28 protein-coding genes and 1 tRNA gene are annotated in these 25,517 nt (G+C 48.8%); 10 read left to right on the top strand and 19 right to left on the bottom strand.

Annotation, left to right across the window (positions count from 1 at the left end):
• Window positions 1-48: 48 nt before the first annotated feature.
• The 8 genes from L3556_RS05110 to L3556_RS05075 form a co-directional block, all read right to left on the bottom strand.
• Complete coding sequence (locus tag L3556_RS05110; protein ID WP_277866231.1) at window positions 49-567, bottom strand: GNAT family N-acetyltransferase; 519 nt, start codon at window positions 565-567, stop codon at window positions 49-51.
• Window positions 558-854, bottom strand: a complete 297-nt coding sequence (locus L3556_RS05105) for a type II toxin-antitoxin system TacA family antitoxin (RefSeq protein ID WP_277866230.1) — start codon at window positions 852-854, stop codon at window positions 558-560. Before L3556_RS05105 ends, L3556_RS05110 begins: the two co-directional genes overlap by 10 nt.
• Before the next feature lie 112 nt (window positions 855-966).
• On the bottom strand, window positions 967-1,644 hold the full coding sequence (locus L3556_RS05100) for a DUF3108 domain-containing protein (protein ID WP_277866229.1): 678 nt from the start codon (window positions 1,642-1,644) through the stop codon (window positions 967-969).
• A 49-nt stretch (window positions 1,645-1,693) separates the two neighbouring features.
• Window positions 1,694-3,448 (bottom strand): ABC transporter substrate-binding protein, encoded by a 1,755-nt coding sequence (locus tag L3556_RS05095; RefSeq protein WP_277866228.1) that lies wholly within the window; start codon window positions 3,446-3,448, stop codon window positions 1,694-1,696.
• A 10-nt stretch (window positions 3,449-3,458) separates the two neighbouring features.
• Entirely contained in the window at window positions 3,459-3,680 is a 222-nt protein-coding gene (gene thiS, locus L3556_RS05090) for a sulfur carrier protein ThiS (RefSeq protein WP_277866227.1), read from the bottom strand.
• 57 nt (window positions 3,681-3,737) lie between these two features.
• Complete coding sequence (gene trxA, locus L3556_RS05085) at window positions 3,738-4,061, bottom strand: thioredoxin (protein WP_277866226.1); 324 nt, start codon at window positions 4,059-4,061, stop codon at window positions 3,738-3,740.
• A 388-nt stretch (window positions 4,062-4,449) separates the two neighbouring features.
• The gene (locus L3556_RS05080; RefSeq protein WP_277866225.1) at window positions 4,450-5,613 is read right to left on the bottom strand and encodes a GuaB3 family IMP dehydrogenase-related protein; all 1,164 of its coding nucleotides are present in this window, start codon (window positions 5,611-5,613) and stop codon (window positions 4,450-4,452) included.
• Between the two features lie 28 nt (window positions 5,614-5,641).
• Window positions 5,642-6,622, bottom strand: coding sequence for a hypothetical protein (locus tag L3556_RS05075; protein ID WP_277866224.1), 981 nt, complete (start codon window positions 6,620-6,622; stop codon window positions 5,642-5,644).
• Between the two features lie 174 nt (window positions 6,623-6,796).
• On the opposite strand from L3556_RS05075, the gene L3556_RS05070 reads away from it, so the two are divergent.
• Window positions 6,797-7,750 carry a serine hydrolase gene (locus L3556_RS05070; RefSeq protein WP_277866223.1) on the top strand — a complete coding sequence of 318 codons (954 nt, stop codon included), beginning with the start codon at window positions 6,797-6,799 and terminating at the stop codon, window positions 7,748-7,750.
• Here the strand turns inward: L3556_RS05070 and psaK are convergent.
• Window positions 7,727-7,978 (bottom strand): photosystem I reaction center subunit PsaK, encoded by a 252-nt coding sequence (gene psaK, locus L3556_RS05065; protein ID WP_277866222.1) that lies wholly within the window; start codon window positions 7,976-7,978, stop codon window positions 7,727-7,729. The two genes, L3556_RS05070 and psaK, sit on opposite strands and share 24 nt — an antisense overlap.
• 138 nt (window positions 7,979-8,116) lie before the next feature.
• Between psaK and L3556_RS05060 the strand changes: the two genes are divergently transcribed.
• On the top strand, window positions 8,117-8,782 hold the full coding sequence (locus tag L3556_RS05060; protein ID WP_277866221.1) for a phosphoribosylanthranilate isomerase: 666 nt from the start codon (window positions 8,117-8,119) through the stop codon (window positions 8,780-8,782).
• Window positions 8,783-8,804: 22 nt separating this feature from the next.
• On the opposite strand, the gene speA is transcribed toward L3556_RS05060, so the two are convergent.
• The 4 genes from speA to L3556_RS05040 form a co-directional block, all read right to left on the bottom strand.
• Window positions 8,805-10,757: a biosynthetic arginine decarboxylase gene (gene speA, locus L3556_RS05055; RefSeq protein WP_277866220.1), complete on the bottom strand. Its 1,953-nt coding sequence runs from the start codon at window positions 10,755-10,757 to the stop codon at window positions 8,805-8,807.
• Between the two features lie 276 nt (window positions 10,758-11,033).
• Entirely contained in the window at window positions 11,034-11,306 is a 273-nt protein-coding gene (locus tag L3556_RS05050) for a CD225/dispanin family protein (RefSeq protein WP_277866219.1), read from the bottom strand.
• A 135-nt stretch (window positions 11,307-11,441) separates the two neighbouring features.
• Window positions 11,442-11,696: a TM2 domain-containing protein gene (locus L3556_RS05045; RefSeq protein WP_277866218.1), complete on the bottom strand. Its 255-nt coding sequence runs from the start codon at window positions 11,694-11,696 to the stop codon at window positions 11,442-11,444.
• 307 nt (window positions 11,697-12,003) lie between these two features.
• Window positions 12,004-12,462, bottom strand: a complete 459-nt coding sequence (locus L3556_RS05040; RefSeq protein ID WP_277866217.1) for a DUF2752 domain-containing protein — start codon at window positions 12,460-12,462, stop codon at window positions 12,004-12,006.
• 159 nt (window positions 12,463-12,621) lie between these two features.
• Between L3556_RS05040 and L3556_RS05035 the strand changes: the two genes are divergently transcribed.
• The 3 genes from L3556_RS05035 (at window position 12,622) to L3556_RS05025 (ending at window position 13,283) form a co-directional block, all read left to right on the top strand.
• Window positions 12,622-12,810, top strand: coding sequence for a hypothetical protein (locus L3556_RS05035; RefSeq protein WP_277866216.1), 189 nt, complete (start codon window positions 12,622-12,624; stop codon window positions 12,808-12,810).
• Window positions 12,770-13,117: a type II toxin-antitoxin system PemK/MazF family toxin gene (locus tag L3556_RS05030; RefSeq protein ID WP_338405709.1), complete on the top strand. Its 348-nt coding sequence runs from the start codon at window positions 12,770-12,772 to the stop codon at window positions 13,115-13,117. The genes L3556_RS05035 and L3556_RS05030 overlap by 41 nt, the downstream gene beginning before the upstream one ends.
• 94 nt (window positions 13,118-13,211) lie before the next feature.
• Window positions 13,212-13,283, top strand: a tRNA-Thr gene (locus tag L3556_RS05025).
• Window position 13,284: 1 nt separating this feature from the next.
• Here the strand turns inward: L3556_RS05025 and pdxH are convergent.
• Both pdxH and L3556_RS05015 read right to left on the bottom strand, forming a co-directional pair.
• Entirely contained in the window at window positions 13,285-13,926 is a 642-nt protein-coding gene (gene pdxH, locus L3556_RS05020; protein ID WP_277866214.1) for a pyridoxamine 5'-phosphate oxidase, read from the bottom strand.
• Between the two features lie 17 nt (window positions 13,927-13,943).
• Entirely contained in the window at window positions 13,944-15,872 is a 1,929-nt protein-coding gene (locus tag L3556_RS05015) for a DUF2339 domain-containing protein (protein ID WP_277866213.1), read from the bottom strand.
• A 600-nt stretch (window positions 15,873-16,472) separates the two neighbouring features.
• On the opposite strand from L3556_RS05015, the gene L3556_RS05010 reads away from it, so the two are divergent.
• The 3 genes from L3556_RS05010 (at window position 16,473) to L3556_RS05000 (ending at window position 19,237) form a co-directional block, all read left to right on the top strand.
• Window positions 16,473-17,762 carry an ABC transporter substrate-binding protein gene (locus L3556_RS05010; protein WP_277866212.1) on the top strand — a complete coding sequence of 430 codons (1,290 nt, stop codon included), beginning with the start codon at window positions 16,473-16,475 and terminating at the stop codon, window positions 17,760-17,762.
• Window positions 17,763-17,780: 18 nt separating this feature from the next.
• Window positions 17,781-18,272 carry a YajQ family cyclic di-GMP-binding protein gene (locus L3556_RS05005; protein WP_277866211.1) on the top strand — a complete coding sequence of 164 codons (492 nt, stop codon included), beginning with the start codon at window positions 17,781-17,783 and terminating at the stop codon, window positions 18,270-18,272.
• 74 nt (window positions 18,273-18,346) lie between these two features.
• Window positions 18,347-19,237 carry an Rpn family recombination-promoting nuclease/putative transposase gene (locus L3556_RS05000; protein ID WP_277866210.1) on the top strand — a complete coding sequence of 297 codons (891 nt, stop codon included), beginning with the start codon at window positions 18,347-18,349 and terminating at the stop codon, window positions 19,235-19,237.
• Window positions 19,238-19,272: 35 nt separating this feature from the next.
• Here the strand turns inward: L3556_RS05000 and L3556_RS04995 are convergent, their stop codons facing one another.
• On the bottom strand, window positions 19,273-19,494 hold the full coding sequence (locus L3556_RS04995) for a hypothetical protein (RefSeq protein ID WP_277866209.1): 222 nt from the start codon (window positions 19,492-19,494) through the stop codon (window positions 19,273-19,275).
• 99 nt (window positions 19,495-19,593) lie between these two features.
• Window positions 19,594-20,457, bottom strand: coding sequence for a Tab2/Atab2 family RNA-binding protein (locus L3556_RS04990; protein ID WP_277866208.1), 864 nt, complete (start codon window positions 20,455-20,457; stop codon window positions 19,594-19,596).
• A gap of 366 nt (window positions 20,458-20,823) precedes the next feature.
• Here L3556_RS04990 and L3556_RS04985 point away from each other — a divergent pair, with 366 nt between their 5' ends.
• Entirely contained in the window at window positions 20,824-22,254 is a 1,431-nt protein-coding gene (locus L3556_RS04985) for an ammonium transporter (RefSeq protein ID WP_277866207.1), read from the top strand.
• 162 nt (window positions 22,255-22,416) lie between these two features.
• Here the strand turns inward: L3556_RS04985 and L3556_RS04980 are convergent, their stop codons facing one another.
• Window positions 22,417-23,484, bottom strand: coding sequence for a WG repeat-containing protein (locus L3556_RS04980; protein ID WP_277866206.1), 1,068 nt, complete (start codon window positions 23,482-23,484; stop codon window positions 22,417-22,419).
• A 99-nt stretch (window positions 23,485-23,583) separates the two neighbouring features.
• On the bottom strand, window positions 23,584-25,050 hold the full coding sequence (locus L3556_RS04975; protein ID WP_277866205.1) for an aminotransferase class I/II-fold pyridoxal phosphate-dependent enzyme: 1,467 nt from the start codon (window positions 25,048-25,050) through the stop codon (window positions 23,584-23,586).
• Here L3556_RS04975 and L3556_RS04970 point away from each other — a divergent pair.
• The gene (locus tag L3556_RS04970) at window positions 25,049-25,477 is read left to right on the top strand and encodes a YraN family protein (RefSeq protein ID WP_277866204.1); all 429 of its coding nucleotides are present in this window, start codon (window positions 25,049-25,051) and stop codon (window positions 25,475-25,477) included. The genes L3556_RS04975 and L3556_RS04970 overlap by 2 nt on opposite strands.
• The last annotated feature ends 40 nt before the right edge of the window (window positions 25,478-25,517 follow it).

Here is a 25,517-nt window from a genome sequence, read left to right as displayed (position 1 = left end):
AAGGGATAGGGTCTCCCCCAAAAACGGGGGACAGAACTATTCTCTATCTTAGCCGAGGGAAGCATGGGCATCGCCAAGTTTTACCATCAGTGTCATTGGATCGAGAGGTGAAGCCGTAAAACCAAACTTCTGATAAAACTGCTTTGCATCTTCCGAGATGGCATGTACAAGAATCGCCCGTATTCCAGCAATTTCAGCAGCTTGAAGAGTACGCAGTATGGCATCTCGCAGTAGACCACGCCCAATACCTTTACCTTGCCACGGACGATCAACCGCCAGTCGTCCAATCACCATAACCGGAATCGGATCGGGCATATTACGTCGAACCCGGCCTGTTGCAGAAGGTTGTGCCACGGCTCCATTAGCAAGGCAGTAATAGGCAATGACCATTTTTTCGTCATCGCAAAGAACATAAGTGCGTGAAGCTCCCTCTAACTCATTCTTTAAAGCACGACGCTTAAGCCAGTCGTCTAAGTGACTATTACCTGAGTTAAAGCTTTCAACTCGATGTGATGAATTCAATTTTTCAGGTGGGCAGAGATCAAGCCGATCTACATCTAATCCCACGGAGCCGGAGTCGTCAGTAATGTGCGTAGCTTCTCATTTGGCATAGGTGTTGCATCTAGCAGCGCGACAAATTGCTTAAACTTAAGTTCATCTAACTCGAAGAAGCTCCGGTCTAGAAGAACGTCTTGGGCTTTCTGATAGGATGACTCAAGCATAAATTCTGAGCGACTCTTGCCCTGCACTTGAGCCGCATGATCAATTACATCTCGCTGGTTTTGCTTGGCTCGAATATTGATTGTGACATCGCGGATCTGGCTAACTGACCCTTTAGCGTCTGGATTATACATTGTGCTTACTTTTCCAAGAAGGACACTCTATCCAATATAAGAGCTTGTATACACAATGTCAACACACAATCCCTTTTTGACAATCATCGCTCTGATTCGACCAGTCCCAGATTTATCGCTTAAAGCTGTAATCAATGAGTTCTGACGTAGATTCAAAGCTGGGGCTAATCGTTTGAATCTTGACTGGGCCAACATGATTAGCAAACCAAATACGTCGCTCAACGGTGGCACCACCCTGCACGACATCGGCCACAACTTTCATGGTGGCAAACTTACCGGCGGGAACAATAATCTCCTCTGTCCCTGTAACTCGGAGGGTTTCTTCAATGTCTACCCCCATCATTCCCTTCCCTTGCCATTGCCAAGTATCTCCAGTTTTAGGCGGATTTTTGAGACTGACTCGCTGGGGTGAAAACGTTACGTCTTGATTATTGTTAGGGTAGAATTGCTTATGCCAAATCACTAAGCCAGCCGGTTTACTATACCAATCCTGAAAGCTTTGGAAGCTGGTTTTTGTTTCCGTGTTAAACCAAATACTGCCATCACCTTGGGGGGTGGTGCCGATAACGGTAATCTGAAATTCAGAGGTCTGGCCATTACCGGTGATATTTTTGTACTTCCACCAATCATCTACCCGTAGTGGAAAATAATCGGGGGGAGGTGGGGTTGATTGAGCTTGCATCAATGGCAGGGAAGAGAACCCTGGGGAAACCGCTAGACTTGCTACCATTGCGCCGACTACCCCAAGGGCGATCGCCCCAGTTGCTTTTTGCCATCCTGAAAAGGTCATTCTTTTTACTTCCAATCTTTGCCTTTCAAAATAACAGATTTAGGGTGATTTACTCTTGGATTTTGATTTCAGAAATATTCCAGAGTGGGCCCCCCAAGCCACTGGGTTTAACGCCAGTGACATGATTACGAAAGGCAGATAAAGAGTAGGGATTCACCAAATAAATAAAGGGTAAATATTCTTGGGTGAGTTGTTGTGTTTCTGCGTAGATTGCTTTTCGTTGGCTTTCGTCCAGTTCTTGGGCCCCTTGAATATAGAGATCGCCAATGCGTTGCTCCCAGTCGGCCACTTCCCGGCCCACAAGGGGTTCCTGCTCTGGGCTAGGTTTTTGATTAAAGGAATGGAGGAGGCCATCCGGTAGCCAAATATTTGCACCATTATTGGGTTCAGTTCCGCCGGTAAAGCCCAACAGATGGCAATCCCACTCCAGGGTATTGGAGAGTTTATCCACTAAGGCACCGAAGGCAACAAATTGCAGATCCACTTGGATACCAATTTGCCCTAAGTCCTGCATAATCTGGGCAGCTAGGGATTCCCTCACTTTATTACCCGCATTCGTCATTAATGAAAATCGAACCCGATTGCCTTGGGCATCTTCCAGTTGATTGCGGTTGTTATACCTAAATCCTGCCCCTAGAAGCAGTTCTTTGGCCATTTCTGGGTCGTAGGCATACACCTTGAGACCCTGCTCTGGGGATAGAAAGTAGGGGCTTTGCACAGAAATGGGTGAATTTTGTAGTTCTCCTAGGCCTTGATAGACATTGTTGATCATCCGCTGCCGATCAATGGCATGGGCGATCGCCCGGCGAAAGGTAACATTATTAAACCAAGCAGATTTGATCGGATCCACCAAGGGGCGACCATTGCGCTGCCCTTTGTTGAGATTAAAACTAATAAAGTTCGTCGTCGATGACGGGCCACCATTGTAAATCCGAAAATTTCCTGGTTTTTCCTCCCGCTTCAATAGGGCAAAATTTTCTGGGGTTACGCCCAAAACATCTAAGCCGCCGGAACGGAATTGGAGCATGGCGGTATCCGTGGATTCCACAATTTGCCAAATCAATCGTTCTAGATAGGGTTCCGGTTGCTTCCAATAGTAAGGATTCCGCCTAAAAATGAGTCGCTGATTCGTGCGGTAGCGATCCATAATGAACGGGCCGTTGGCAATCACCTCCGCTGGATCCGTATCCGTACCCCACATGCTAATAATTAGGGGTTTGCCTGAACTATCGAGTTGCTCAACGTAGGGGCGCAAAATATGGGCCGGCAGAATGGGTAATCCCGTCGTGCGTAGGAAAGGCGCAAAGGGTTCCGGTAGGGTAAATTTGACCTGGAGATCGCCCATAGCCATCACTGCCGGAAACTGTCCCTCTCGGCCAATACGCAAAATATCGCGGGTATCGGTGGGAATTTGGGTATTCAGGTAAAGATCATTGTAGGTAAAAACCACATCTTCACTGGTCAGGGGTTCACCGTCAGACCATTTCAAACCTGGCTGCAACGTAAACGTAATTTCTAGGGTTTCCGGATTCACCTGCCAGGACTCCGCTAGGCCCGGCTCTAATTCCCCAGTTACACCATTTTCCCGTAGTAACCCCTCATAAATATAGCCAAAGACATTGGGGGATTCCTGACTGAGGAGATAATTAAAGGTTTTTGGATCCGACAGCACACTGGTAATGAGTTGGGAACCCTCGGCACTCTGGGCCCGAAATTGTTGGGGACTGCAACCGCCAATAAAGACAGTTAAAACAACAAAAATAACGAGAATCCATTGCCACCCTTGACGATACCCCTGACCCATTCAGCGAAACCTAGCCCCCGCCGACAATCGTGACAATTTCAAGGCGATCGCCGGACTTGACAACCGTTGTATCCCAGTATTGACGGTGGAGAATCTCGCCATTGTACTCAATGGCAATCAACCGGGGGTTATAGCCCAAAGTTTTACAAAACACAGGCATAGAGAGACCAGAGGCAACCGATTCTTGAAGACCATTAACAGTGACAATAACCTGATGATCGATTTGGTGCATGGTGCTTGATAAAGGGGCTGGTAAATATTCGCGACAGGGGTACTCCCGCTGAGAACGTTAGATAAATTGCTCTAAGGTCGCTTCAATTTTGGTTTTGGGCACCGCACCGACTAAGAGGTCAACCTTTTGACCTCCCTTAAAAATCATTAGGGTCGGGATACTGCGAATCCCGTAATCTGTGGCGACTTTGGAGTTCTCGTCGGTATTGACCTTAACCACTTTGACCTTATCGACATACTGACTGGCAATTTCTTCCACCACCGGAGCCACCATCCGGCAGGGGCCACACCAAGGGGCCCAGAAATCTACTAAGACGGGCAACTCGCTATCCAGAACTTCTTCCTTGAATGTGGCATCTGTAACCGATAACGCGCTGGACATAGGTCAAAACCTTTCTAACTGATTGAGCAATTTAGCAACTATAGAACCTGAAGAGAGGCAGCCCCAGAGATGCTAGCTTCCGCAAATGTCTAAGGGATTCCAAACAGCGATCGCCTACTCCTATTGAAATTTATCCTATCACATGGCTTGACCACCCCGAAACCGGGACAACATAAAATTCTGGGGCATCAAACTCTTCTTTACATTATCGGCTTGCACCAAGATCGGCCCATAAGGAAGCCGCCCGAACGATCGTCCAGGCGGGGTGTGGTGTGAGGAGTGAACGGAAACGTGCGTCTCCGCTATCTTCTATTCTAGGGGACAGTTTGGAAATTGCCATAGTAAAAACCCCTAAAACTTGCCCTTTCTTTACAAGAACTTAATTTCCTTAGCGACCCATTCCTAGTTTTTGTGCTTTTTGATAAACTTTTCCTTCGGTGAGGAGGGAGGGAGCAATAATAATATCAACCTGCTGCATTTCCTGAATATCCTTTGCCCCTAGGGTTCCCATACTGGTTTGCAGGGCCCCTAAAAAGTTATGGGTACCATCATCAAGCTGGGCCGGCCCCCGTAAAATCTGCTCTAGGGTTCCAGTCGTACCCACCCGAATCCGGGTTCCTCGGGGTAGGACGGGGCTGGGCGTGGCCATACCCCAATGGTAGCCCCGGCCGGGTGCTTCACTGGCCCGGGCAAGGGGAGACCCCATCATCACCGCATCGGCACCACAAGCAATACATTTACACACATCTCCGCCGGTGACTAAGCCGCCATCGGCAATAATCGGGACATAATTTCCAGTGGTCTGATAAAAGTCTTGACGGGCGGCAGCACAATCGGCGATCGCCGTTGCCTGGGGAACCCCCACCCCTAGAACACCACGGGAGGTACAGGCGGCCCCTGGGCCAATGCCCACGAGGACAGCAGCGGCCCCCGCTTTCATCAGGCTCAGGGCAACATCATAGGTGACACAATTTCCCAAGACCACGGGCATGGGCATTTTTTCACAGAATTGGGCCAGGTCTAGAGGCGTAATAATTTCTGGGGATAGGTGGGCCGTCGAGACGACCGTGGCCTGGACAAAGAGCAGATCGGCTTCTGCCTCCGCCACAATATCGCCAAAGCGACTGGCACCCGCCGGGGTTAAGCTCACTGCGGCAATGCCTCCCCCTGCTTTGATGTCCCGAATCCGTTGCCGAATTAAGTCCGGTTGAATGGGTTCAGCGTAGAGGGACTGCATCAGGGGTACAAAGTCTGCCACATCCACCTGGGCAATTTGATCCAAGATGGGGTCAGGATCCGCATAGCGGGTTTGGATTCCTTCTAGGTTGAGTACCCCTAGGGCCCCCAACCGAGTGAGTTTAATGGCAATGTCCACGTCTACCACCCCATCCATAGCACTGGCGATGATCGGAATTTCAAATTCTAGGGAACCAATGTGCCAATGGGGACGAGCTAACTGGGGATCAAGGGTGCGCCGCCCTGGGACTAGGGCAATTTCGTCAATACCGTAGGCGCGACGGGCCAGCCGATTGCGGCCAAGTTGAATATCCATTGTAACCCCCTTAAACGTGATTAACCGACTAGGAACTGGGTGGGTTGGGCAACGATCTCCGCACAGGTCGAGTAGGCATGGCACGCCGTTCCCCTGCGGGTGCTGGCCGCGGACTCCCTCCCCCTGGACGGGTTGGCCGCCCACTACTGGGCCGGGCTGGTCGCTTGCTGGATTTGACCTTGCGGGGGGGCAGAACACCAACAGTATGGGCCTCAGTAATGACTAATCGTCCTTCTTCCCGTTGTACTTGTAAATCCCAGAAAAATCCTGGAGACTTCATTTCTAGGCTGCCATAGACTTTAATCTTAAAGGAACGGGGCTTATCATTGCGGCGACGGGGAGCCTGTTGAATTTTGACCACGACAAAGGTTTGATCCTGGGCATAGAAAACAATTTCACCACGAATGGAAAAATAACCATCCTTGGTATCGACGGGATGATCAAGGGATTGGGGTTGTTTAGGGGGGCTTTGCTGAAGGAGATCGGGTTCCCAAACCCCAACAATTTGTAAGTGCAGAAACGTATTGGGCTTTTCATCCCGGGTGCGGGGGTAGACAACCCAAAGATACTCTTCATTGAGGTCTAGATATTTTTTCATCAAGTTCATGACTTGTCCCAGTAGCACCGCATCAATTTCCGTGCCATCGGGGGTAATCAGTTTACCGCGATTAAACTCTTCCTCAGAGATGGGTTGATACCGACCAAGCACCAGGCCAATGGCTCGATACTGCATTCGCTCACTGGGAGGGGGAATGGGATGGAGACGGTTACCAATAGTAATATTTTCGGCTGGACTGACTGCCCTTGGGGTGGATTCGGGGGATGATACTTTTTCCTCTAAATCAGTTTTTTTCTTACTGATGGAGGGACGAATACTGACTATTTCCGGCCGCTGCTTACTATCGGCAGAGGAGGATTCCGGGTTAGGGGCTTTGGTTTCTGACGCAGAAGGGGAAGAACTGGTCGTCTTTTTCGCTCTAGGGCGTTTAGCAGCGGGTTCGGCACTCATGACACTCTGATTCTCGCAAACGATTCCGGCAACGGTCTGACTCTAATGTTCATGGAGATGAACAGGAGATAATTCCAATTATTATGTCACCCCTAGGGATTAAGCAACTCAATTTTTATTTTTTCGGTTGCGATCGCCCCCTAGGATGAAAAAATAACTGTTTTGGAGTCATTCATGGATTTTTTTCAGGCGAATCCAGCCCTATCGGTTTTGGCAGAGCAGGTTTTAGAGGCGACTTGGCAGGAATTTCCCTGGTTGGATCGGCAGGAGATCGCCCTAACCTGGCTACTCTATGCCCCACCCATCTCCGTGAATACCGGTGGTTCTCTGACGGCAGAGGAGTTTTGGCAATACCCGGTGCAGGGATTTAGCTATCGCGGGTCGGCCCAAATTTACCCGGCCAGTGTGGTTAAACTTTTTTATTTGGTGGCCTACCATGAATGGCTTCAGGGAAATATGCTGGGTGCGGATCCAGAGTTGGAGCGGGCCGTCCGGGATATGATTGTGGACTCCAGTAATGATGCCACGGGCCTGGTGATGGATATGTTGAGTGGTACGACAAGTGGCCCAGCCCTGGCCTCGGGCCCGTTTCAAACCTGGCAGTATCAGCGCAATATTGTGAATCGTTATTTTCAATCCCTGGGGTGGCCCGAACTTGATGGCATTAATGTCAATCAGAAAACCTGGTGTGATGGCCCCTACGGCCGGGAAGAGCAGTTTGTCGGCAGCGATCGCCATAATCGAAATCGCCTTTCCACCAATGCCACTGCCCGCCTAATCCACAGTATTGTCGGTGGTGTGGCCGTCTCTGCCCAGGCATCCCAGGAGATGCTGGGTTTAATGAGCCGCAGTCTAGTTAAGGCGGATTTGGAGGCGGATCCGGAAAATCAAGTCCAGGGATTTTTGGGGGAAGGGGTGCCGGATTCAGCAAAGGTGTGGTCGAAGGCCGGTCTCACAAGTTGGGTACGCCATGATGCAGCCTATATTGAACTGCCTGATCGTTGTCCCTATACCCTTGTTGTCTTTTTAGACAGTAAACCGGCCAGTACCAATGGGGCCGTGTTGCCCTTTATCTCCCGTCAGTTTGCGGAGCGGATTCCCCCCCTAGAGGGTACCGGAATACTGTAAACCACTGACGACACCAGCGGCCAACACATGGCCAAAACTGGTGGTTGCCAACAGTTCCGGGAGGCCAAATCCTTCAAACATGGCAGGCAACGAAACCGGTAGACCGGGCCCTTTCCCGCGACCTTGAATCGTATAGCGACCAATGACGATGGCAAATAAATTGCAGACAATCACCACGAGTCCCACACTAGGAGACCAACTGGTATCGGGCAATGTGGCTAATAACATGATTAAAAATCCTCCTTAAAAATTACGTTAAGTCATGGTGGCGCATTATGCTCTAACCCAAAATTATTAGAACCGATGCTGCAAAAATTATAGGGATCGCCTGGAAATCCATTGAGAAAATGTTTCAATACTTTACATATGTTTAAGAATATACAAGTTAAAATCTGTGGCCTCACGTCCCTGGAGCAGGCCCAAGCGATCGCTGCTAGGGGAGTGACGGCCCTAGGATTTATTTGCCTGGATCGATCCCCCCGCTACATTGATCCGGGGGCGATCGCCAAAATTCTTCAGGCGTTACCCAACTCCCTCCTGACTGTGGGGGTATTTGTAAATCACTCCCTAGATGAAATTTATGATATTGCCCACCATACTGGCCTCAAGGGACTGCAACTCCACGGGAATGAGTCCGTAGAATTTTGCCAGGCCCTCCGCCATGCTTTGCCGGAACAGGTATTGATTAAGGCCATTCAAGTCAGGGATGCCCAAGCCCTAGAGCGTGCTAAAACCTATGATCAAACCGTTGATATTCTCCTTTTAGATGCCTACCATCCGCAGCAGTGGGGGGGGACGGGACAAGTGTTGGATTGGTCGTTGTTACAAACCTTTCAGCCCGCCTGTCCCTGGTGGTTAGCGGGAGGATTGAAGCCGGAAAATATTCATCAGGCCCTAACCATGGCCAACCCCCAGGGAGTTGATGTATCCAGTGGTGTGGAGCGATCGCCGGGGATTAAGGATATCTTCCTTGTGGAACAGTTACTTGATACCCTCACGGAAGCAAACTATAGATTAAATAATTACCCTTAGGGGTGTTGACCAGCCAAAATGACTAAGCCGGATTAACCAAGTACGTGTAACTGCGAAGGCTCCGCTCATAATTTTCCAGAAAATGCTGGGCTTCCTCTAGGGTAATTTGCTGCTCGGCAAGGGCCTGTTCAGTGCGGCGACGAATATTTTCCAGGAGGCTGGTGGCTTCGTACTGGACATAGCTCAAGACCTCTTGCATGGTATCGCCCCGGACTAAATGCTCAATTTGGTAGCCCTTGGGGGTGAGGCGAATATGTACCGCATTGGTATCTCCAAAAAGATTATGCAAGTTTCCCATAATCTCCTGATAGGCCCCATTCAGAAAGAGGCCTAAGTAGTAGGGTTGCCCCGCTTCTAATGCGTGGAGTTCCAAAACGGATTTCACATCTCGCAGATCAATGAACTGATCAATTTTGCCATCACTATCACAGGTGAGATCCGCTAAGATGCCCCGTTCTGTGGGTTCTTGATCCAGGCGATGAATGGGCATGATCGGAAAGAGTTGATCAATGGCCCAGCTATCGGGGACAGATTGAAAAACTGAAAGGTTAATGTAGTAAATTGAGGCCATGATCTTTTCTAGGTCTTCCAGATCATCGGGCACATAGTCCTGTTGGCGGGCGATCGCCAGAATTTTGGCACAGCAGGCCCAAAATAGAGATTCAGCCCGACCCCGTTCCTGTAAACCTAAATAACCAAAGTTAAATAAACTAATGGCTTCGTTTTTGAACTGGAGGGCATCGTTATAGGCTTCTTGATAGTTATGAACATCAATTCCTTGGTAGGTTTCGTAGAGATTGCGAATAATTAAATGCTCTTGGCTCTCGGCAGCTTCGGGTATCCTTGTTGGTACATTACTGGTTCCTAACACATCAAAGATCAATACTGATTGATGGGAGGCGATCGCCCGGCCACTTTCACTAATTAAGGTGGGGACGGGAATATTCCGCTCAGCACAGGCCTCCTTGATTTCTGCCACCACATCACTGGCATAGTTCTGCATACTGTAATTTTTGGAGGCATGGAAATTGGTTTTAGAGCCATCGTAGTCTACTCCCAACCCACCACCCACATCCAGATAAGCCATATTAGCCCCTAGGCGCACCAGTTCCCCATATATTTGACCCGCTTCCCGCAGGGCATCCTTGATCACGCTAATGGCAGAAATTTGGGAGCCAATGTGAAAATGCAACAGTTGTAAGGCATCTAGCATCCCCGCTTGGCGTAGTTGGGCCACCGCTGCCAAAATCTCGGGAATGGTCAGACCAAACTTGGCGCGATCGCCAGCGGAGGTTCCCCACCGACCCACCCCCTGGGCACTCAGTTTGGCCCGTATCCCCAAAATTGGCGAAACTCCGAGGGTCTGACTGGCTTGAATCACCAGGGAGACTTCTTCCGGTTGCTCTAGGACAATAATCGGGGTGTGGCCCAACCGTCGGGCTAAAATGGCGGTTTCAATATAACCTCGATCTTTATACCCATTACAGATCAATAGCGGCCCGGGGAGGGTAGTTGAACTTGGGGTAGTAAGCATGGCCAGGGCAATTAAAAGTTCTGGCTTAGAGCCTGCTTCCAAACCAAACTGGTGGGGTTGGCCAAATTGAATTAAATCCGCAATTAAATGGCGTTGTTGATTACATTTAACGGGAAACACTCCCCGATAGGTGCCGTTATAACCATAGCGGGCGATCGCCTTGGCAAAACAGGCATTGAGACGTTCAATGCGATCTTCTAAAATGTCAGAAAACCGGAGCAGGAGGGGTAAACCAATATTGCGTTGTCTTAGGGCCTGCACCAGTTCCAACAAATCTAAGGAACCACCGCGATCGCCTCGGGGAGAAACAGTGACGTGGCCAGCCGCATTAATACCAAAGTAGGGGTCACCCCAACCTTCAATGCGATAGAGATTTTCGCTGTCCTCAATCGTCCAGGATGATTCCGATTCAGAGGATAGGATTTGCTTTTCCGATGACATCTCGGTATTTTTCCCCGGAATGATCGACTCAGATATTACGGCTTGTGCAGAGACCTTTTGCATTCAAAAACTTAAAAAGAGAAACTTAAAAAGCAGATCGATTTAAAAATCTTGAAGATAGCAGGACATTGCCTTAAAGATCGGCAGAGCAACTAACTTTATGCTTTACCCCAAGTTCATCCTAAAACCAGGCTTTATACCTTACATATATAGGATGCAAAATTTTTCATTATTCCCAATGATACAGATCAGTTCAAGGGATGAAACGATAACAATTTAGTCAAAGCCACCTGTACCAACGACTGCTAGGACTTGAATAAGAATAACGACAAGACTGACAACTAACCCAGTCCCAAAGGAAAGCCAGCACCACAGTTTTGCCTTACTCGATGCTTCCAATGCCCCCGAATAATCACCCGCTGCAAGTTTACCATTAACTTGAGAGGCATAGACGATGGCAACGATGCCGAAGGGCACACAACAACAAATCGTCGTCAAGATTGCAGGAACAAGGTAATTGGGTACATTTTGATTGGGTGAAGATGTCATGTCAGAGAATCTCGTAAAATCAACATAAAATCTGGGGGTTTCATTGAGGCAATCCCTTCAATCAATAGAAGCACATTACCTTAGGGAATCTTAGATATCGACATAAAAACTTTATGATTGTACCCCAATTTCATCCTAAAACCAGCCTTTTTTACCTTGCATATATAAGCTGTAAAAGTCTTCATCACTCTTGGTTAGATAGATAATTCCTTCAATCAGTCCAATCACGCCCATGACAGCCCCACCAAAGCCACAGGTCAGGATAGTGACTAAAAGCATCACCAACCCCTCAGTGGTATAGCCCAAAACAAACTTATGAATCCCTAATGCACCTAAGAGAATGCCACAAATTCCAGCAGCAATCTTCTTTCCGGAAATATCAGAGTTCATGGCCATTGCTTCAATCCCCAAGAGTGACGTACTCAAGAGAGATTATAGGCGAATAAAATTTAAAAATACCAATTTAGTCCTCTTTTTCAAAAAACTTTATGGGATTTGGGATTTTTTTAGTCTGATGAAGTGTCTTGAGAATTTGAGGCACAAAAAAGATTAAGAATGCCACCTGGGCTGTAAAAACCCATGTGTAGTATCGATAGAGAAAATTCAAATCCCACTGATTAAGAATTGTGAGGCTAGATAACGTCCAGATAAAAATAATGCTAGGGATCATCAGTTTTTTGGCTTTCGTTGTCATTAGCTAGCTCAGAATAAAAGGGTTAATGTAAAATTCACCTGTGCGAAATAAACTAAACAGGCGAATACCATAGTAAACAAAATATATGGCAAAAATGTACACCCATACCCTAAATTTAGTCAGAAAATGAAACGGGGTGCGGGCTATTTTCTTACCTTGATAGAGTTCGATCGCCAAAAAGATCGCTAAACCCAAAAATGTGGTTAATAACGCTGGGCCAAATAGGTGAAAGGAGATCGCCTGGTCTACCTCCCCCCTCACCATTGCCATAAAGGATCGGGTCATACCACAGCCAGGGCAGGGAATCCCCGTTAAATTCAGCATGGGACAGAAACTAACCCCGGGATCATACCCATGATTGAGAACGACTGCCCCAACCACTGGAGTAAGCGTTAATCCTAGAAATCCCCAGCGGGTGTACCGCTCTGACGCATTAAGAACCGCATCTGAAAAAGTCAGCATTAATCTTGCTCTGGCTTGTTGTGTAATTATACCCTGGTCTACATTGACCATGCAGATCAATGTAGAGTACACCCTTGGGAAAAGAGACGGTAGCTAAACTACCAACTACGGCATAAAATCAAGGCATAGTCTCATTCAATAGATATGCTAAGAACGCTTTTGGCTACAGTTCGTCAAGGAAAAATTGAGCTATTAGAGTCCGCGGAACTAGTAGAAGGGGCAAGGGTACTGGTAACAGTCTTACCCGATGATGAAAATTATTTTTGGCTAGAGGCAAGCCAAGCATCCCTAGATACAGTTTGGAATAATGCTGAGGATGATGTATATGCCCAGCTTCTTCAAACATGATGTAATCTTGATACGCTATCCCTTCACAGACTTGTCCAGTTCAAAGGTAAGACCTGCTGTTGTGGTCAGTACATCACACCCATCTCAAGACATTCTCATTACTCCGTTAACAAGCAAAACGAGTTCACTACTGGCAGGAGAGTTTGTATTATCTGAGTGGGCAGCAGCAGGGCTAAACGTAGCAACCGCAGTCAAGAGGGGTGTGTACACCCTGCATGAACGTTTGGTCATCAAAATGATCGGTCAACTGGCTAAGGTTGATACTGACCGGCTTGAACAATCCTTGCGAGATTGGTTAGGTTTGTAGGCTTGACGCATCAAGAACCGCATCTGAAAAAGTCAGCATAAATCTTGATTAATCTTGCTCTAGCTTGCTGTACAATTATATACTGGTCTTCGTTGCCCGTGTAGCTCAGTGGTAGAGCACACCCTTGGTAAGGGTGAGGCCACGAGTTCAATCCTCGTCACGGGCTTTTAGGGAAATAATCGCTGAATCTGCCACGTCTCATCTGCCTTGGTATAACAGAGGCGATCATGCAGACGATTGGTTCGGCCCTGCCAAAATTCAACCAGTCGTGGCTCTAGGCGATACCCTCCCCAGTGTTTGGGCCGAGGCACATTGGCTTCTCCATAGGTGGCTTTGACGACTTCAAGTTTTTCCTCAAGGTGTTGATAACTGTCCAAAACTTGACTTTGATCCGAGGCCCAAGCTCCCCACTGGCTACCGAGGGGACGGGTCTGAAAATAGCGATCGGATTGGGAGGGACTAATGGGAGTCACATGCCCTTCAATGCGTACCTGCCGCTCCAGTTCTGCCCACCAAAAGACTAGGGCAGCCAAGGGGTTTTGGGCCAGTTCTAACCCCTTACGACTCCGGTAATTCGTAAAGAATACAAATCCCTGTTCATCAACATCTTTAAGGAGTACCATCCGCGCAGCGGGCATTCCATCTAAGCCGAGGGTCGCCAGGGTCATGGCATTGGGTTCAGGCAGTTGGGAGCGCACCGCGTCGGCAAACCAAGCTTGAAACTGTCCCAAGGGGTGGGAGTCTACATCAGTTTCCAAAAGGCGTTGCAAGCGATAATCACGCCGCAGATCTGCAATTGTCACAGTCATAGATTCATTGAGGTAGATTAAGGGGAGGTATCTTCAGAAGATGGGGGACGGTTTTCTTGCATTGTAGAGGATAGGGCAGATGGGGTTGGTCGCCACAAAGCCCGGAAATAGTAACTGACCCCTAGGAACAACACACCAAAGCCCATAAATAGTAGCACCCGCCAAATCGGTTCCAAGTCAATGAGGTCAATGATAAATAGTCGCACAATCGTCACAATCAATGTGAGTAGGGCAACAATACGGGCGGTTTGTTTATCCCAGCGGAGACCAACGACCAGGATACCCATGCCATAGAGGCCCCACAGGAACGTGACTAAACCGGGGGCGACGACATTAAATTCCCGCTGAAACCAGGCTAAGAGTAACAGATGGGCCAGGATGTAGTAAACGGTACGGGTAGAGGAACCTAACCAACGGGCACTGACCACAGCGGCCCCTAGAACCGTTAAATCAATGACTGACTGGGGGTTAATAATGAGGGGCTTCACTGGCGAAAATGCGATTAGACGGCCCAATAGGGTTGCCCCTAAGGCGGCCCAAAACAGATGGGCGATCGCCGTCAACCACCTAGAGCGATAACGATGGCCCAGCCAATGCAAAATCAAGGCTTCACCGGCTAAGGGAACCAGAACAATGTTTTTGCCGCCAAGGTGGAGCAAAATAGCCATCAAGAGCAAAAATAACCCGGTGAATAGGTACAACAGTCGCCAACTCGTGGGTAGCGATCGCCAGGCAAAGCTCAAGCTAAAATACACTAACCCAGCGGCAAGAAAGGCCCACCCCGCCGTAGATTCAGACCACCCCCACAGCAGGGCTGACCAACCTAACCCAAAAAAGGGATTCACTAAGGCAATGAGTTCCCCCTGCTGCCACCCTGAAGCGACCCTAGAGGGCAACTGAGATGGAGAGGGTTGGGGTAAAGATGAAGGATTTGCGTCTCGCCGTCGCTGCCGAAAGCCAAACTGACCTAAGGGGGGCAACAGACCATAGCCCAGCCAGGTTAACCCCATAACCCATTGAATTACCCAGCGATCGCCGCTGCCATTGACTAAACCCATGGCCGATGAGACGGCAATTAAAAGAACGATCCAACCCAAAAAAAATGTCGTCCATAGGAGAGATCGCCAACGTTGCTTCCAATAGACCGCCAAACTTCCCGCCAAAAGCAAGAGAGTATAAATAGCTAAACTGCCAGGATTACCATCATCGCTATAGAGTAAAAAAGGCGTTGCTAATCCACCAATAGCCCCCAACACCGAAAAAACAGCCTTTTGTTGTTTTAAGGCAATGAAAAACGCGCCTATGGTCACTAAAACCATAAAGGGAAAAGCCAAAGCCAGGGGAAACACATTGAGAAACTGAAAGGCAGCAAACCCGGTAATGTAAAACGTAGCCAGCCCACCCCCCTGAAAAATCTGACTAAACGCCGGACGCTGTTGACGCAATCGCCAGCCCAACCCCATAAAGGCAGCCCCAATTAATAGCCCCAGAACAACCAAAACATAGGATGTTAGCCAGCCCTGCTCCACGGCATACATAAACAAAAAACCAATGCCCAAGAGGAGCAAACCAATCCCCAAGCGATTCAGCCAAGTTTCCCAGTTTTGTAACCAATCCGTCGGATTAAGGGGAGAGACACTCCTGGCAACGGATGGAGATGGGGGAGCCGGTGTCGATCCAATCACTGGGACTTGCTCCAGGTCTTCTGCCAGATATTCTGAATGCGCCGCTCGAACAGTTGGGGGAACCGGTGGTTGACCGGGGGATTGCCTGGGAGCACTAGCTGGCCCGGAAGGGTCTGATTGCGCAGATGGAGGCAATTCTAAAGATGGAGCTATATCTTGCTGAATAAACGCTGCTTGTAATTGATTCAAAGATTGCTGAAGATGGGCAACCCTTTTCTCTAGCTGCTCAATGCGCTGATGCAGGTTTGACTCATCTTCCATAGGGCTAACTCAGATTTTCATAATCAGGCAAATTGCGGCAATTTATCCCCAACCTAGCCCTAATTAATCTTATAGACAAGTTTTCCAGAACTGGCCCAAGACCATAGCACAGTTTCTGAAGTGGATAATTTTTGACTAAATTTAATAATTTTTTTAACGAATTTACAAAAAATGGCCTCCGCAAACCTGTGGAAAACCTCAAAATGCCTGTGGAAAAATCTGGGGATAACCTGTGGAAAACCCTAGGAAAACTCCGCAAAATTGTGAAAAACTTTTTAACCTTTTCCTTACATTTTAATACCCTGTGGAAAACTCCTCTACTTTTTCCACAACTTTTCCACAGGGGGGATCGACCTCAATATCTCTCAGAGTAAGCACTTCAGATTTTTTTCCACATTTTCCACAGGCCCTACTACTACTATATAGAGATTATAAAAAATATAGAATTAAGAAGAGATAACTAAAAATTGAAAAGAAAAAATTCTTCCAGCGTTTCCCACCTAGTCCCTTGCCTAGAACCCAGGTGGTGCTAGAATAAACCTCAACTGTAAAAATTTGCGTGTCAGAACTTAACGTGGCTCTATGGGAAATCAGGGGATATTGGATCGTTCCTTTCGCTATCTTCGCCAAGGACAACGGTGGATCGGATTAATTGGCAGTAGTTGTCTAGTTCTCGCGATCTCTGCCTGTCAGGTGAATCCGAATCAAACGACCTCTGGTACCGGCCTACGAATGGGTTCCTTGCTACCATCGACTGGGGATCTGGCATCCGTGGGGCTTCCCATTGCTGAAACCGTGCCAGTGTTTGTGGAAACGGTCAATGCCTGTGGCGGGGTGAATGGTGAGCCGATTACTCTGTTTGCGGCGGACGATCAATCCAGTCCCGCCTCTGGGGCCGAAGCTATGACCAAACTGGTGGAAATTGACCGAGTTGCCGGGGTAGTGGGTTCCTTTGGAAGTGGTATTTCCAATGCGGCAGTGGATGTTGCGGTGCGTGGAAACGTCGTTCTGATTTCTCCGGGAAGTACCAGCACCCTCTTCACCGAGCGGGCCATGAAAGGGGATTTTAATGGCTATTGGGCCCGCACCACCCCTGCGGATAACTATCAGGCTGTGGCTTTAGCTAAATTAGCCAGTGAACAGGGCTATGAGCGAGTTTCCACCGTCGTGATTAATAATGATTATGGCCGTAGTTTTGAACAGGAGTTTACAAAAGCCTTTAAGGAACTAGGGGGGACGGTGATTAATGAAAATAATCCCACCCGCTACGACGATCGCGCTACCACGTTTAATACGGAAGCGGCGGCAGCATTTTCTGGGCAACCGGATGCCGTAGTGGCCATTCTCTACCCAGAAACCGGTAGTTTGCTGCTCAAGTCAGCCTTTGAACAGGGCTTAACCGATAATGTGGCCATTTTGCTCACAGATGGGGTGAAATCCGATACGTTTCCGGAGCAGGTGGGTAAAACCCCTGATGGACGGTTTATTATCGCCGGTGCCAAGGGAACCGTTCCTGGGGCAGATGGTGAGGCCCTTGCGGCCTTGACTGACCTCTGGCTAGATAAGAAAGGGGCCCCGCCAGCGGCCTTTGTTCCCCAAGCCTGGGACGCAGCGGCTCTTTTGGTGTTAGCGGCGGAAGCAGCCGGAGAAAATACCGGTGAAGGAATTCGTAGTAAGTTGCTTGAGGTCGCCAATGGCCCAGGGGAGCCAGTGGATGATGTGTGTAAAGGGTTAGCTCTCCTGCGAGAGGGGCAGCAGATTAATTACCAAGGTGCCAGTGGTAATGTAGATTTGGATGAAAATGGCGATGTCATTGGTGTTTATGATGTTTGGGAAGTAAATGATCAGGGACAATTAATCGTGGTTGGGCAAGTGCTGCCCGAAAATTAAGTTTATTAGGCATAATTCATGGCAAGTACTTACTCCTTTGATGTCGTCAGTGATTTTGAATGGCAAGAAATCGTTAATGCCCTTGATCAGACGGAGCGGGAAGTTAAAAGCCGCTATGACTTAAAAGATACTAAAACGACCCTAGAGTTGGCTAAAGATGCCATTACGGTGAACACCGATAGTGAGTTTACCCTGGATGCGGTGTGTACAATTTTGCAGACCAAGGCAGCCAAGCGTCAACTCTCATTGAAAATTTTTGACTACGGTAAAATTGAATCCGTTGGCGGCAACCGAGTTCAGCAGGTGATCAGTCTGCGGCGGGGGATTAGTAGTGAGTTAGCCAAAGATATTACTAAGCTCATTCGGGCTGAATTTAAGAAGGTACAAGGTTCTATCCAAGGTGATACGGTCCGGGTTTCTGCAAAATCTAAGGATGATTTACAGGCAGTGATGCAGCGTCTGAAGGCGGAAGATTGGCAAGTTGATCTACAATTTACCAATTATCGCTAAATTATTTTCCTACTGCCTTCATGTATGATTCGATGATGTCTTGCCATACAGCAGGTAATGTCTATTGAGATGAAATGCGCCGAGATTCCATTTTCTATCAACTGTTTCAGCAACTTCCTCTGACACTTTTTGATCTGCTGGATGTAACCCCCACTAATGTATCGGGTTATCGGTTTGATTCGGTAGAGGTCAAAGAAGCATCTTTTCGGATTGATGGAGTTTTTCTACCACCTGAAAATGATCCACCGGGGATCGTTTATTTTTGTGAAGTACAGTTTCAAAAAGATGAGAAACTTTATGAGCGTCTCTTTAGTGAATCGTTGTTGTATTTCTGCTTGTATCGTGCCCACTTTTCTGATTGGCGAGTGGTAATTATTTATCCATCTAGAAAAATTGAACAGAGTAATTGGCTCCCCTTTCAGGATTTTGTTCAAAGCCCCCGCGTTCATCGCATTTACTTGGAAGAGTTAACCAATTCTCCGGAACTGCCTTTGGGACTTGCTTTGATGCGTTTAACCATTTTGCAGGAAAAAGAAGCCCCCACTGTTGCTAGAGAAATTTTGGCTCGCAGTCAACAGGAACCGGAGTCGATTAGCTGCGCCATAATAGAACTACTGACCACCATTTTGGTGTATAAATTTACCCATCTAAGTCGGGAAGAGGTAGAGGAAATGCTAGGGTTTACTGCTACAGAGTTACATAAAACCCGTTTTTACCAAGAAATCAAGGAAGAAGGGGAGCGCATTGGAGAGCAGCGAGGACGGCAAGAGGGAGAATTGACCTTAATCCTGCGACTATTGACCCGCCGCTTAGGAACTGTACCCGAAGCTCTGCGTCTTCGGCTGGAAAACCTCTCTGTCCTGCAATTGGAAACCTTGGTGGATGTTCTCCTAGACTTCCAATGCTTTTCGGATCTGCAACTATGGCTAGATAATTTGCAGAAAAATAACTCTAGCTGTACGTAAGTTGTAAATAATCCAAATAAAAATTAATTTTTTTACTACTCGGGTTGGTGGGGAAGTTGCATTCGTTCTCGCTCTAGGGATTGAATAAAGCGTTTTTGGACACTTTCTTCGGCGATCGCAATAATTTTGTCCATGGGGGTGTCGTTAATAAACTTAGATACGTCAGCTAAGTAGGCACGATGGGGACATTTTTCACCGAGAATACAGCCATTTACACAGGCTTCATCACAGTTGATCTCGTTTGGGCTAGGTTCCATCGGATCATTTTCCTCCGTCTCAAATCTTCTTGCAGCAGGGATCGGCTTTTCCCTTGAGGTCGTTGATTCTATTTATTATACAATAGTATTAAATAAGGATTACATAAATTCATCTAGGCAGAGGAGCCAAAAACCGCTCAGCTCTTCTACCGTTGGCGAGGGTTGAACCGCCAAAAAATGAAGATTCTGACTGTCTTTGATCCCCTCCATAAAGGCTTTTGCTTCCTTGATGAGGTCAGATTGCCGTAAGGTAGCTAAAATCCAGCGATCGCTGGCTCCAGTTTCCAAAATTAATTGGTTGAGGGGTGTGGATATTGAGTCAATGAATGCTGGTTCTATGCCGGATAACCAGCCCGCTAAAGGCAAAGCTCGTTGGGAATAAATAATCAGTCCGGGAATGGGGGTATCCGGTTCCAGATCAAACAGAGCTAGGGAAGGAATGTCCCCAAAGGGAAGACCCCAATCACGGGCGGAATTTAACTCTGACCAGGGTATGGCTGTTAACTGCCACTGCTCTCCCCTGAGGGCTGGGGGTAAGGGTTCAGGGGCTGGGGGCGGGAGGGTGGGTGGGTTTGCCAACGCAGGATCATAGCCGGGTTCGTAGGGGTAAACCTGCTCGACTCGTTCTTGGAGCCAGCGAGTCAGGGCAAAGGTACGACGACTGGGAATGGCCGCTAGACCGGCGGCTTCGCATCCCCGCACAATAATACTGTTCATGGCCCGCCGGAAGAAGCGAACTTTTTCAGGACGAGTATTGTCCGTTAAATCATATTGTTTTTGCCATTGCTCTTTGGCTTCGTTTAAGGCGGTTTCTAGCCAACGGGCATTGGCTTCCGCACCACTACAGTTTTTGGCAAATTGAAAGGTTTGATCACTATCACAAATCAATAATTCCCAACGCTTCTTTTGATTCTCATCCAAGATTGGACGGGAATAGAAATCCAGTTCCCAAATCATACCCATGGGCGATCGCCACTATCTCCAATGCAATAAAAAATTATGGTCACGGATAAAACCCTCCTGCGGTTCTAGGCCTGACCTTCTCTAGCATAGGCTGTTTTTCACTCCTGATGAATTGTATAAGAAAATACAGAATTTCACCTGTGAGAACTGATGCAATCGAAGGTTAACTGCGGGTAAAATGTTTGACCTTGTCAATCGACCTACCTGCGTTAGTCGTTAGGACTGCTCATGCCAGTTTATTTTTTATCTGGTCTGTGACAGTTATTAAAAATGGACTAGATCTTGCTGAATACTTCCTCACCCCATTAAGTTATTGATGTCTATTTGATGTCTTGAAATTTGTCCACCCGTTGAGAACGTAGAGAGATGCCTAAGTTGAAATTAAAACGAGCCAGAAAGGCAAAGCGACCCCTGGCCGGGCTAGGTTCCTTACCTAATTTTCGCCTGCGATCGCCGGCCGTACTAGCCTGCATTCCCCTTGCAATCATCATCCTCTGTGCTTGGGGGGTAGCGGTACAAGCTCAAGAAGCCATGGAGGAGGTACCCTTAACTCCCGAAGATGTGCAGGGGGTTCTGAATAATATCTGGATTTTGGTGGCCGCAATTCTAGTCATTTTCATGAATGCGGGTTTCGGTATGTTAGAAGCCGGCTTCTGCCGCCAAAAGAATGCCGTCAACATTTTGTCTAAAAACCTGATTGTTTTTGCCCTTGCCACCTTGGCCTTTTGGGCCATTGGCTTCTCCTTCATGTTTGGTACAGAAGGGGGCGGTGGATTTATTGGCATGGGCGGTTTCTTCCTCAGCAGTGAAGATCCAGCAACCTATGGTTTGGATCCCTTTCCGGACGGCCTGGTTATTCCCGTATTTTTCCTATTCCAAGCTGCCTTCGCCGGTACCGCTGCCACGATTGTTTCCGGGGCAGTGGCGGAACGGGTTAAGTTTGTGGACTTCCTGATTTTTAGCTTGCTCCTGACCGGGATTTCCTACCCCATTACCGGCCACTGGAGTTGGGGTGGTGGTCTCCTTGCTGACGTTGGCTTTGCTGATTTTGCCGGTTCAACTGTAGTCCATTCCGTTGGTGGCTGGGCCGCCCTCATGGGAGCCGCTTTCCTCGGGCCTCGCATTGGCAAGTACAACAGTGATGGAACCCCTAATGCCATTCCTGGCCACAACATGGGTTTTGCGATGTTGGGTTGTTTGGTTCTCTGGATTGGTTGGTTTGGTTTCAACCCAGGTTCCGAGTTGGCAGCTAGTGAAGCCGTCCCCTATATTGCGGTCACCACCAACTTGGCGGCGGCGGCGGGTGGTGTTGCGGCAACAATTACCGCTTGGCTGGTCATTGGCAAGCCTGACCTCTCCATGATCATCAATGGAATTCTGGCCGGTTTAGTGGGGATTACCGCTGGCTGTAATGCCGTATCCTATCTGTCTGCCGTGATTATTGGGGCGATCGCTGGGGTGATTGTCGTCTACTCAGTGCTCATGTTTGATCGCATTAAAATTGACGATCCCGTCGGTGCCACCTCTGTTCATTTGGTGTGTGGTATCTGGGGAACCTTGGCGGTTGGTCTATTCAGCATGGATGCTGGTTTACTCACCGGCAATGGAATTAACCAATTGATCGCTCAAATCATTGGGATTATGACGATCGGTGGTTTTACCGTGCTGTTGACGAGTATCTTCTGGCTGGGTCTAAAGAGTACCCTGGGCATTCGTGTCCACGAAGAAGAGGAAATCAAGGGCTTGGATATTAGTGAGCATGGCATGGAAGCCTATAGCGGTTTCCTGAAGGAATAGTCCTGCTCCATTGGTTTTGGGCCGTTTTATGATTCGTTTAATTTAGCCTTCTTGGCTGCGGCCCCAAGTTGCCCTAGGTGGTAATGACTGTCCCCACTCGTTTCTTGGGGGCAGTTTTTTTTAGAAATTTTCAGATGGGGATGGGGTAGCTGAATCTTGTATCTAGGGTTGAATGCGGGCTAACCCTTCGGCAAAGTAGTAGGCCTCTTGGAATCGGGCCGGAATCACAAATTGACCACGGGAATTAATAAAGCCAAAGCGATCGTTCTGTTTGACCGGGGCTAAACCATCAATAAAGTGAAAAGCCCGATCGTAGCGGGGGGTAATTACCCTCTGATTATTTTTATTAATGTAGCCGTAGCGATCGCCCTGTTTGACGGCAGCTAAACCTTCTGAAAAGGGCAGGGCATCCTCATACTGGAAGGGGATCATCGCCCGGCCACTTTTATTAATAAATCCCCATTTCCCATCCCGTTGGGCCGCAGAGAGGCCCTCCGCCATACTGGATAATCGGTCATAATTCACGGCAACGGCGGTGCGACCATTCCGATCAATTAATCCCCACTTCTGGGTCATTTGAATCGCTGCTACCCCATCACTAAAGGGCTGTACGGCATCAAATCGGGCCGGAATAACCACCTCACCCCGTTTATCAATAAATCCCCACTTGCCATTGATCTTGACAGCGGCCAAGCCCTCGGCAAATTCCCGAGCCTCTTCAAACTGGGGATCAATGACATAGCGACTATTGTCCCTGATGTAGCCCCAACGCCCCCCTTCCTTGACCCCCGCTAGGCCATCCACAAACCCGGTTGCGTCCTCATATTTGGCGGGGATGCGTAGTCGGCCGTTCCGCTGAATAAAACCATAGCGACCATTAAATTTTATTCGAGCCAAACCTTCCGAAAAAGCATAGGCTTCCTCGTACTGGGGCTGAATACTCATTTTGCCATTGCGATCAATGTAGCCATAGCGGCCACGAAACTTGATTGGAGCTAACCCCTGACTAAAGGAATAGGCATCTTCAAACTGAGCCTCAATCACAACTTTACCGCCGCGATCAATAAATCCCCAGGGTGGATTTTCTTGGGCTTGGGACAGCAGACCCTCTGAAGGGGGAGCGATCGCCTCTGGGGACGAACGGGCGGCTAAACCCACCATAGGTAGACCAATTACTAAGCCTAGGGTGAGGATTCCTGGAACCAAAACGGAAAGAAAACGGCCGCGCATTATTAATTAGGGTAAGTAAGGGTAAATTTGATTTTCATGTATCCTATGATTTTCCATGAAAATATTCAAAACCATTGACTCAATATTTAAAAGTATTGACTAGGACATCACGACGGAAACAGTTTTCCGGGAATGATTCTCTAGGCCGGTGATCTGTCCCCCCGCCTCAAGAATTTGCTCCATTTGGGCGATCGCCCCCGCTGTAATCACTTCTCCCGGCAAAATTAGGGGGATCCCCGGCGGATAGGGACAGAGACTCGTGGCACTGATGCGGCCAATGCTTTCGCCAAGGGGAAAGGACTCCTGGGGGGCAAAGAATCCTTGACGGGGGGTGAGGTGGGGCTGGCTGATACTAGGGAGCATTGATTCATTTAGGGGAAAGGCGGCAGGGGGATCATGGCGGAGAATGGGATAGGCTCGCATCAAGGCATTGATCCCCTCACTAAAGGATTCGAGCATTTTTGCAGTGGTTCCCCAACCCCATAGGAAGGTTAGATAGCGTAGGCAGGGGAGTTCGGCGGTAATTTTCTGTTGTTGATCGAGCCATTCGTCCAAGGCAAAGCCTGTTAGACCTAGGGGCCAGGTTCCCAGGGTGAGGCGGGTGGGATCCATGGGGCCCAATCTATTGTCCAAGCGGGGCAGGCCCAAGGGATCAAGTTTCTGCCAGCAATCGGCGATCGCCCCGATAAGCTGATCGTAGTGTTGTTGCCCCTGGGTTGCGATTTGGTGTCGGGCGGCATCCAGGGACGCAAGGAGAAGATAGCTGGGGCTGGTGGTTTGGAGAAGATTGAGGCAACGGCTGAGAGCTTGGCCATGGATCCGGGAACCTTGGTGATGCAACATGGCTGCTTGGGTCAGGGCCGTCAGGGTTTTATGGCTGGATTGAATCACCACATCGGCCCCTTGACTCAGGGCGGATGGCGGTAACTGGGGATGGAAACCCAAATGACTGCCATGGGCTTCATCCACGATCAGGGGAATATCGTAGCTATGGACCACATTGGCGATCGCCCCCAGAGGGCTACATAACCCTTCGTAGGTGGGGCTGACGAGAAAAACCGCCTTGGCCTCTGGATGGGCCGCAAGTCCCTGGGCCACCTGTTCCGCCCCTAGGGGATAGGCAAGACCCCAGGTGGCATCCCAATCGGGATTGATAAATACGGGGTTAGCTCCCGATAGAATCAGGCCGGAGATGGCTGATTGGTGGACATTGCGGGGGAGTAGAACCGTTTCCCCTTCCCCCACCGTGGCCAGAAGGGCTGCCATAATGCCCACGCTGGAGCCATTGACTAAAAACCAGGTGAGATCGCTGCCAAAGGTTTGGGCTGCTAGGTCTTGGGCCTCAGCAATGGGCCCCGATGGGGCCGCCAGATAATCTAGGCCCGGTAGTTCCGTTAAATCTAGGCTTAAACCCTCACCCAAGAGGTCTTGGATCACCTGGGAACTTCCCCGTCCCTGTTGATGGCCAGGGGTATGGAAGGGCAGGGTGGCCTGGCTTTGCCGCTGGAGTAGGGCTGTTAGGATGGGAAGGACATCTTGGGGAGCGGCCGAAATGGGTCGAGACATGGGCAGCGTTGGTGAAACCTTTGTGACAGATTGGTTACGCCAGCAAAATAGCATCATTTTGGCGCAAAACTGGCATTGCCCTTGGGGAGAACTGGATATTGTCGCCCAAGGGAGCGATCGCACCGTTGCCTTTGTGGAAGTGAAAACCCGTCGCCACCGCAACCTGGATCATAATGGCCTGCTGGCCATTACACCGATCAAGCAAAAGCGACTGATCCAAACTGCCGCCCTCTTTCTAGAGGCCCATCCAACGTTACAAAATAATCCCTGTCGCTTTGATGTGGCCTTAGTCCTCTATCGCCCTCGGGTTGATCCGGTTCCAGCCCATGCACTCCAGCAGCCCAAGATTTCCCTGGGTCAACCCATGCCACGAAATGCCTATGAGCTTGAGTTAACCACCTATCTGGAGGGGGCATTTCTGATTTAGGGAGGGTTGATCTCCCCAGTCCGGCCATGAAATTGACCTT

This window comes from Candidatus Synechococcus calcipolaris G9 (assembly GCF_029582805.1).
GTDB classification, from domain to species: Bacteria; Cyanobacteriota; Cyanobacteriia; order Thermosynechococcales; family Thermosynechococcaceae; genus Synechococcus_F; species Synechococcus_F calcipolaris.
This window is presented reverse-complemented; position numbering and strand designations above follow the sequence as displayed.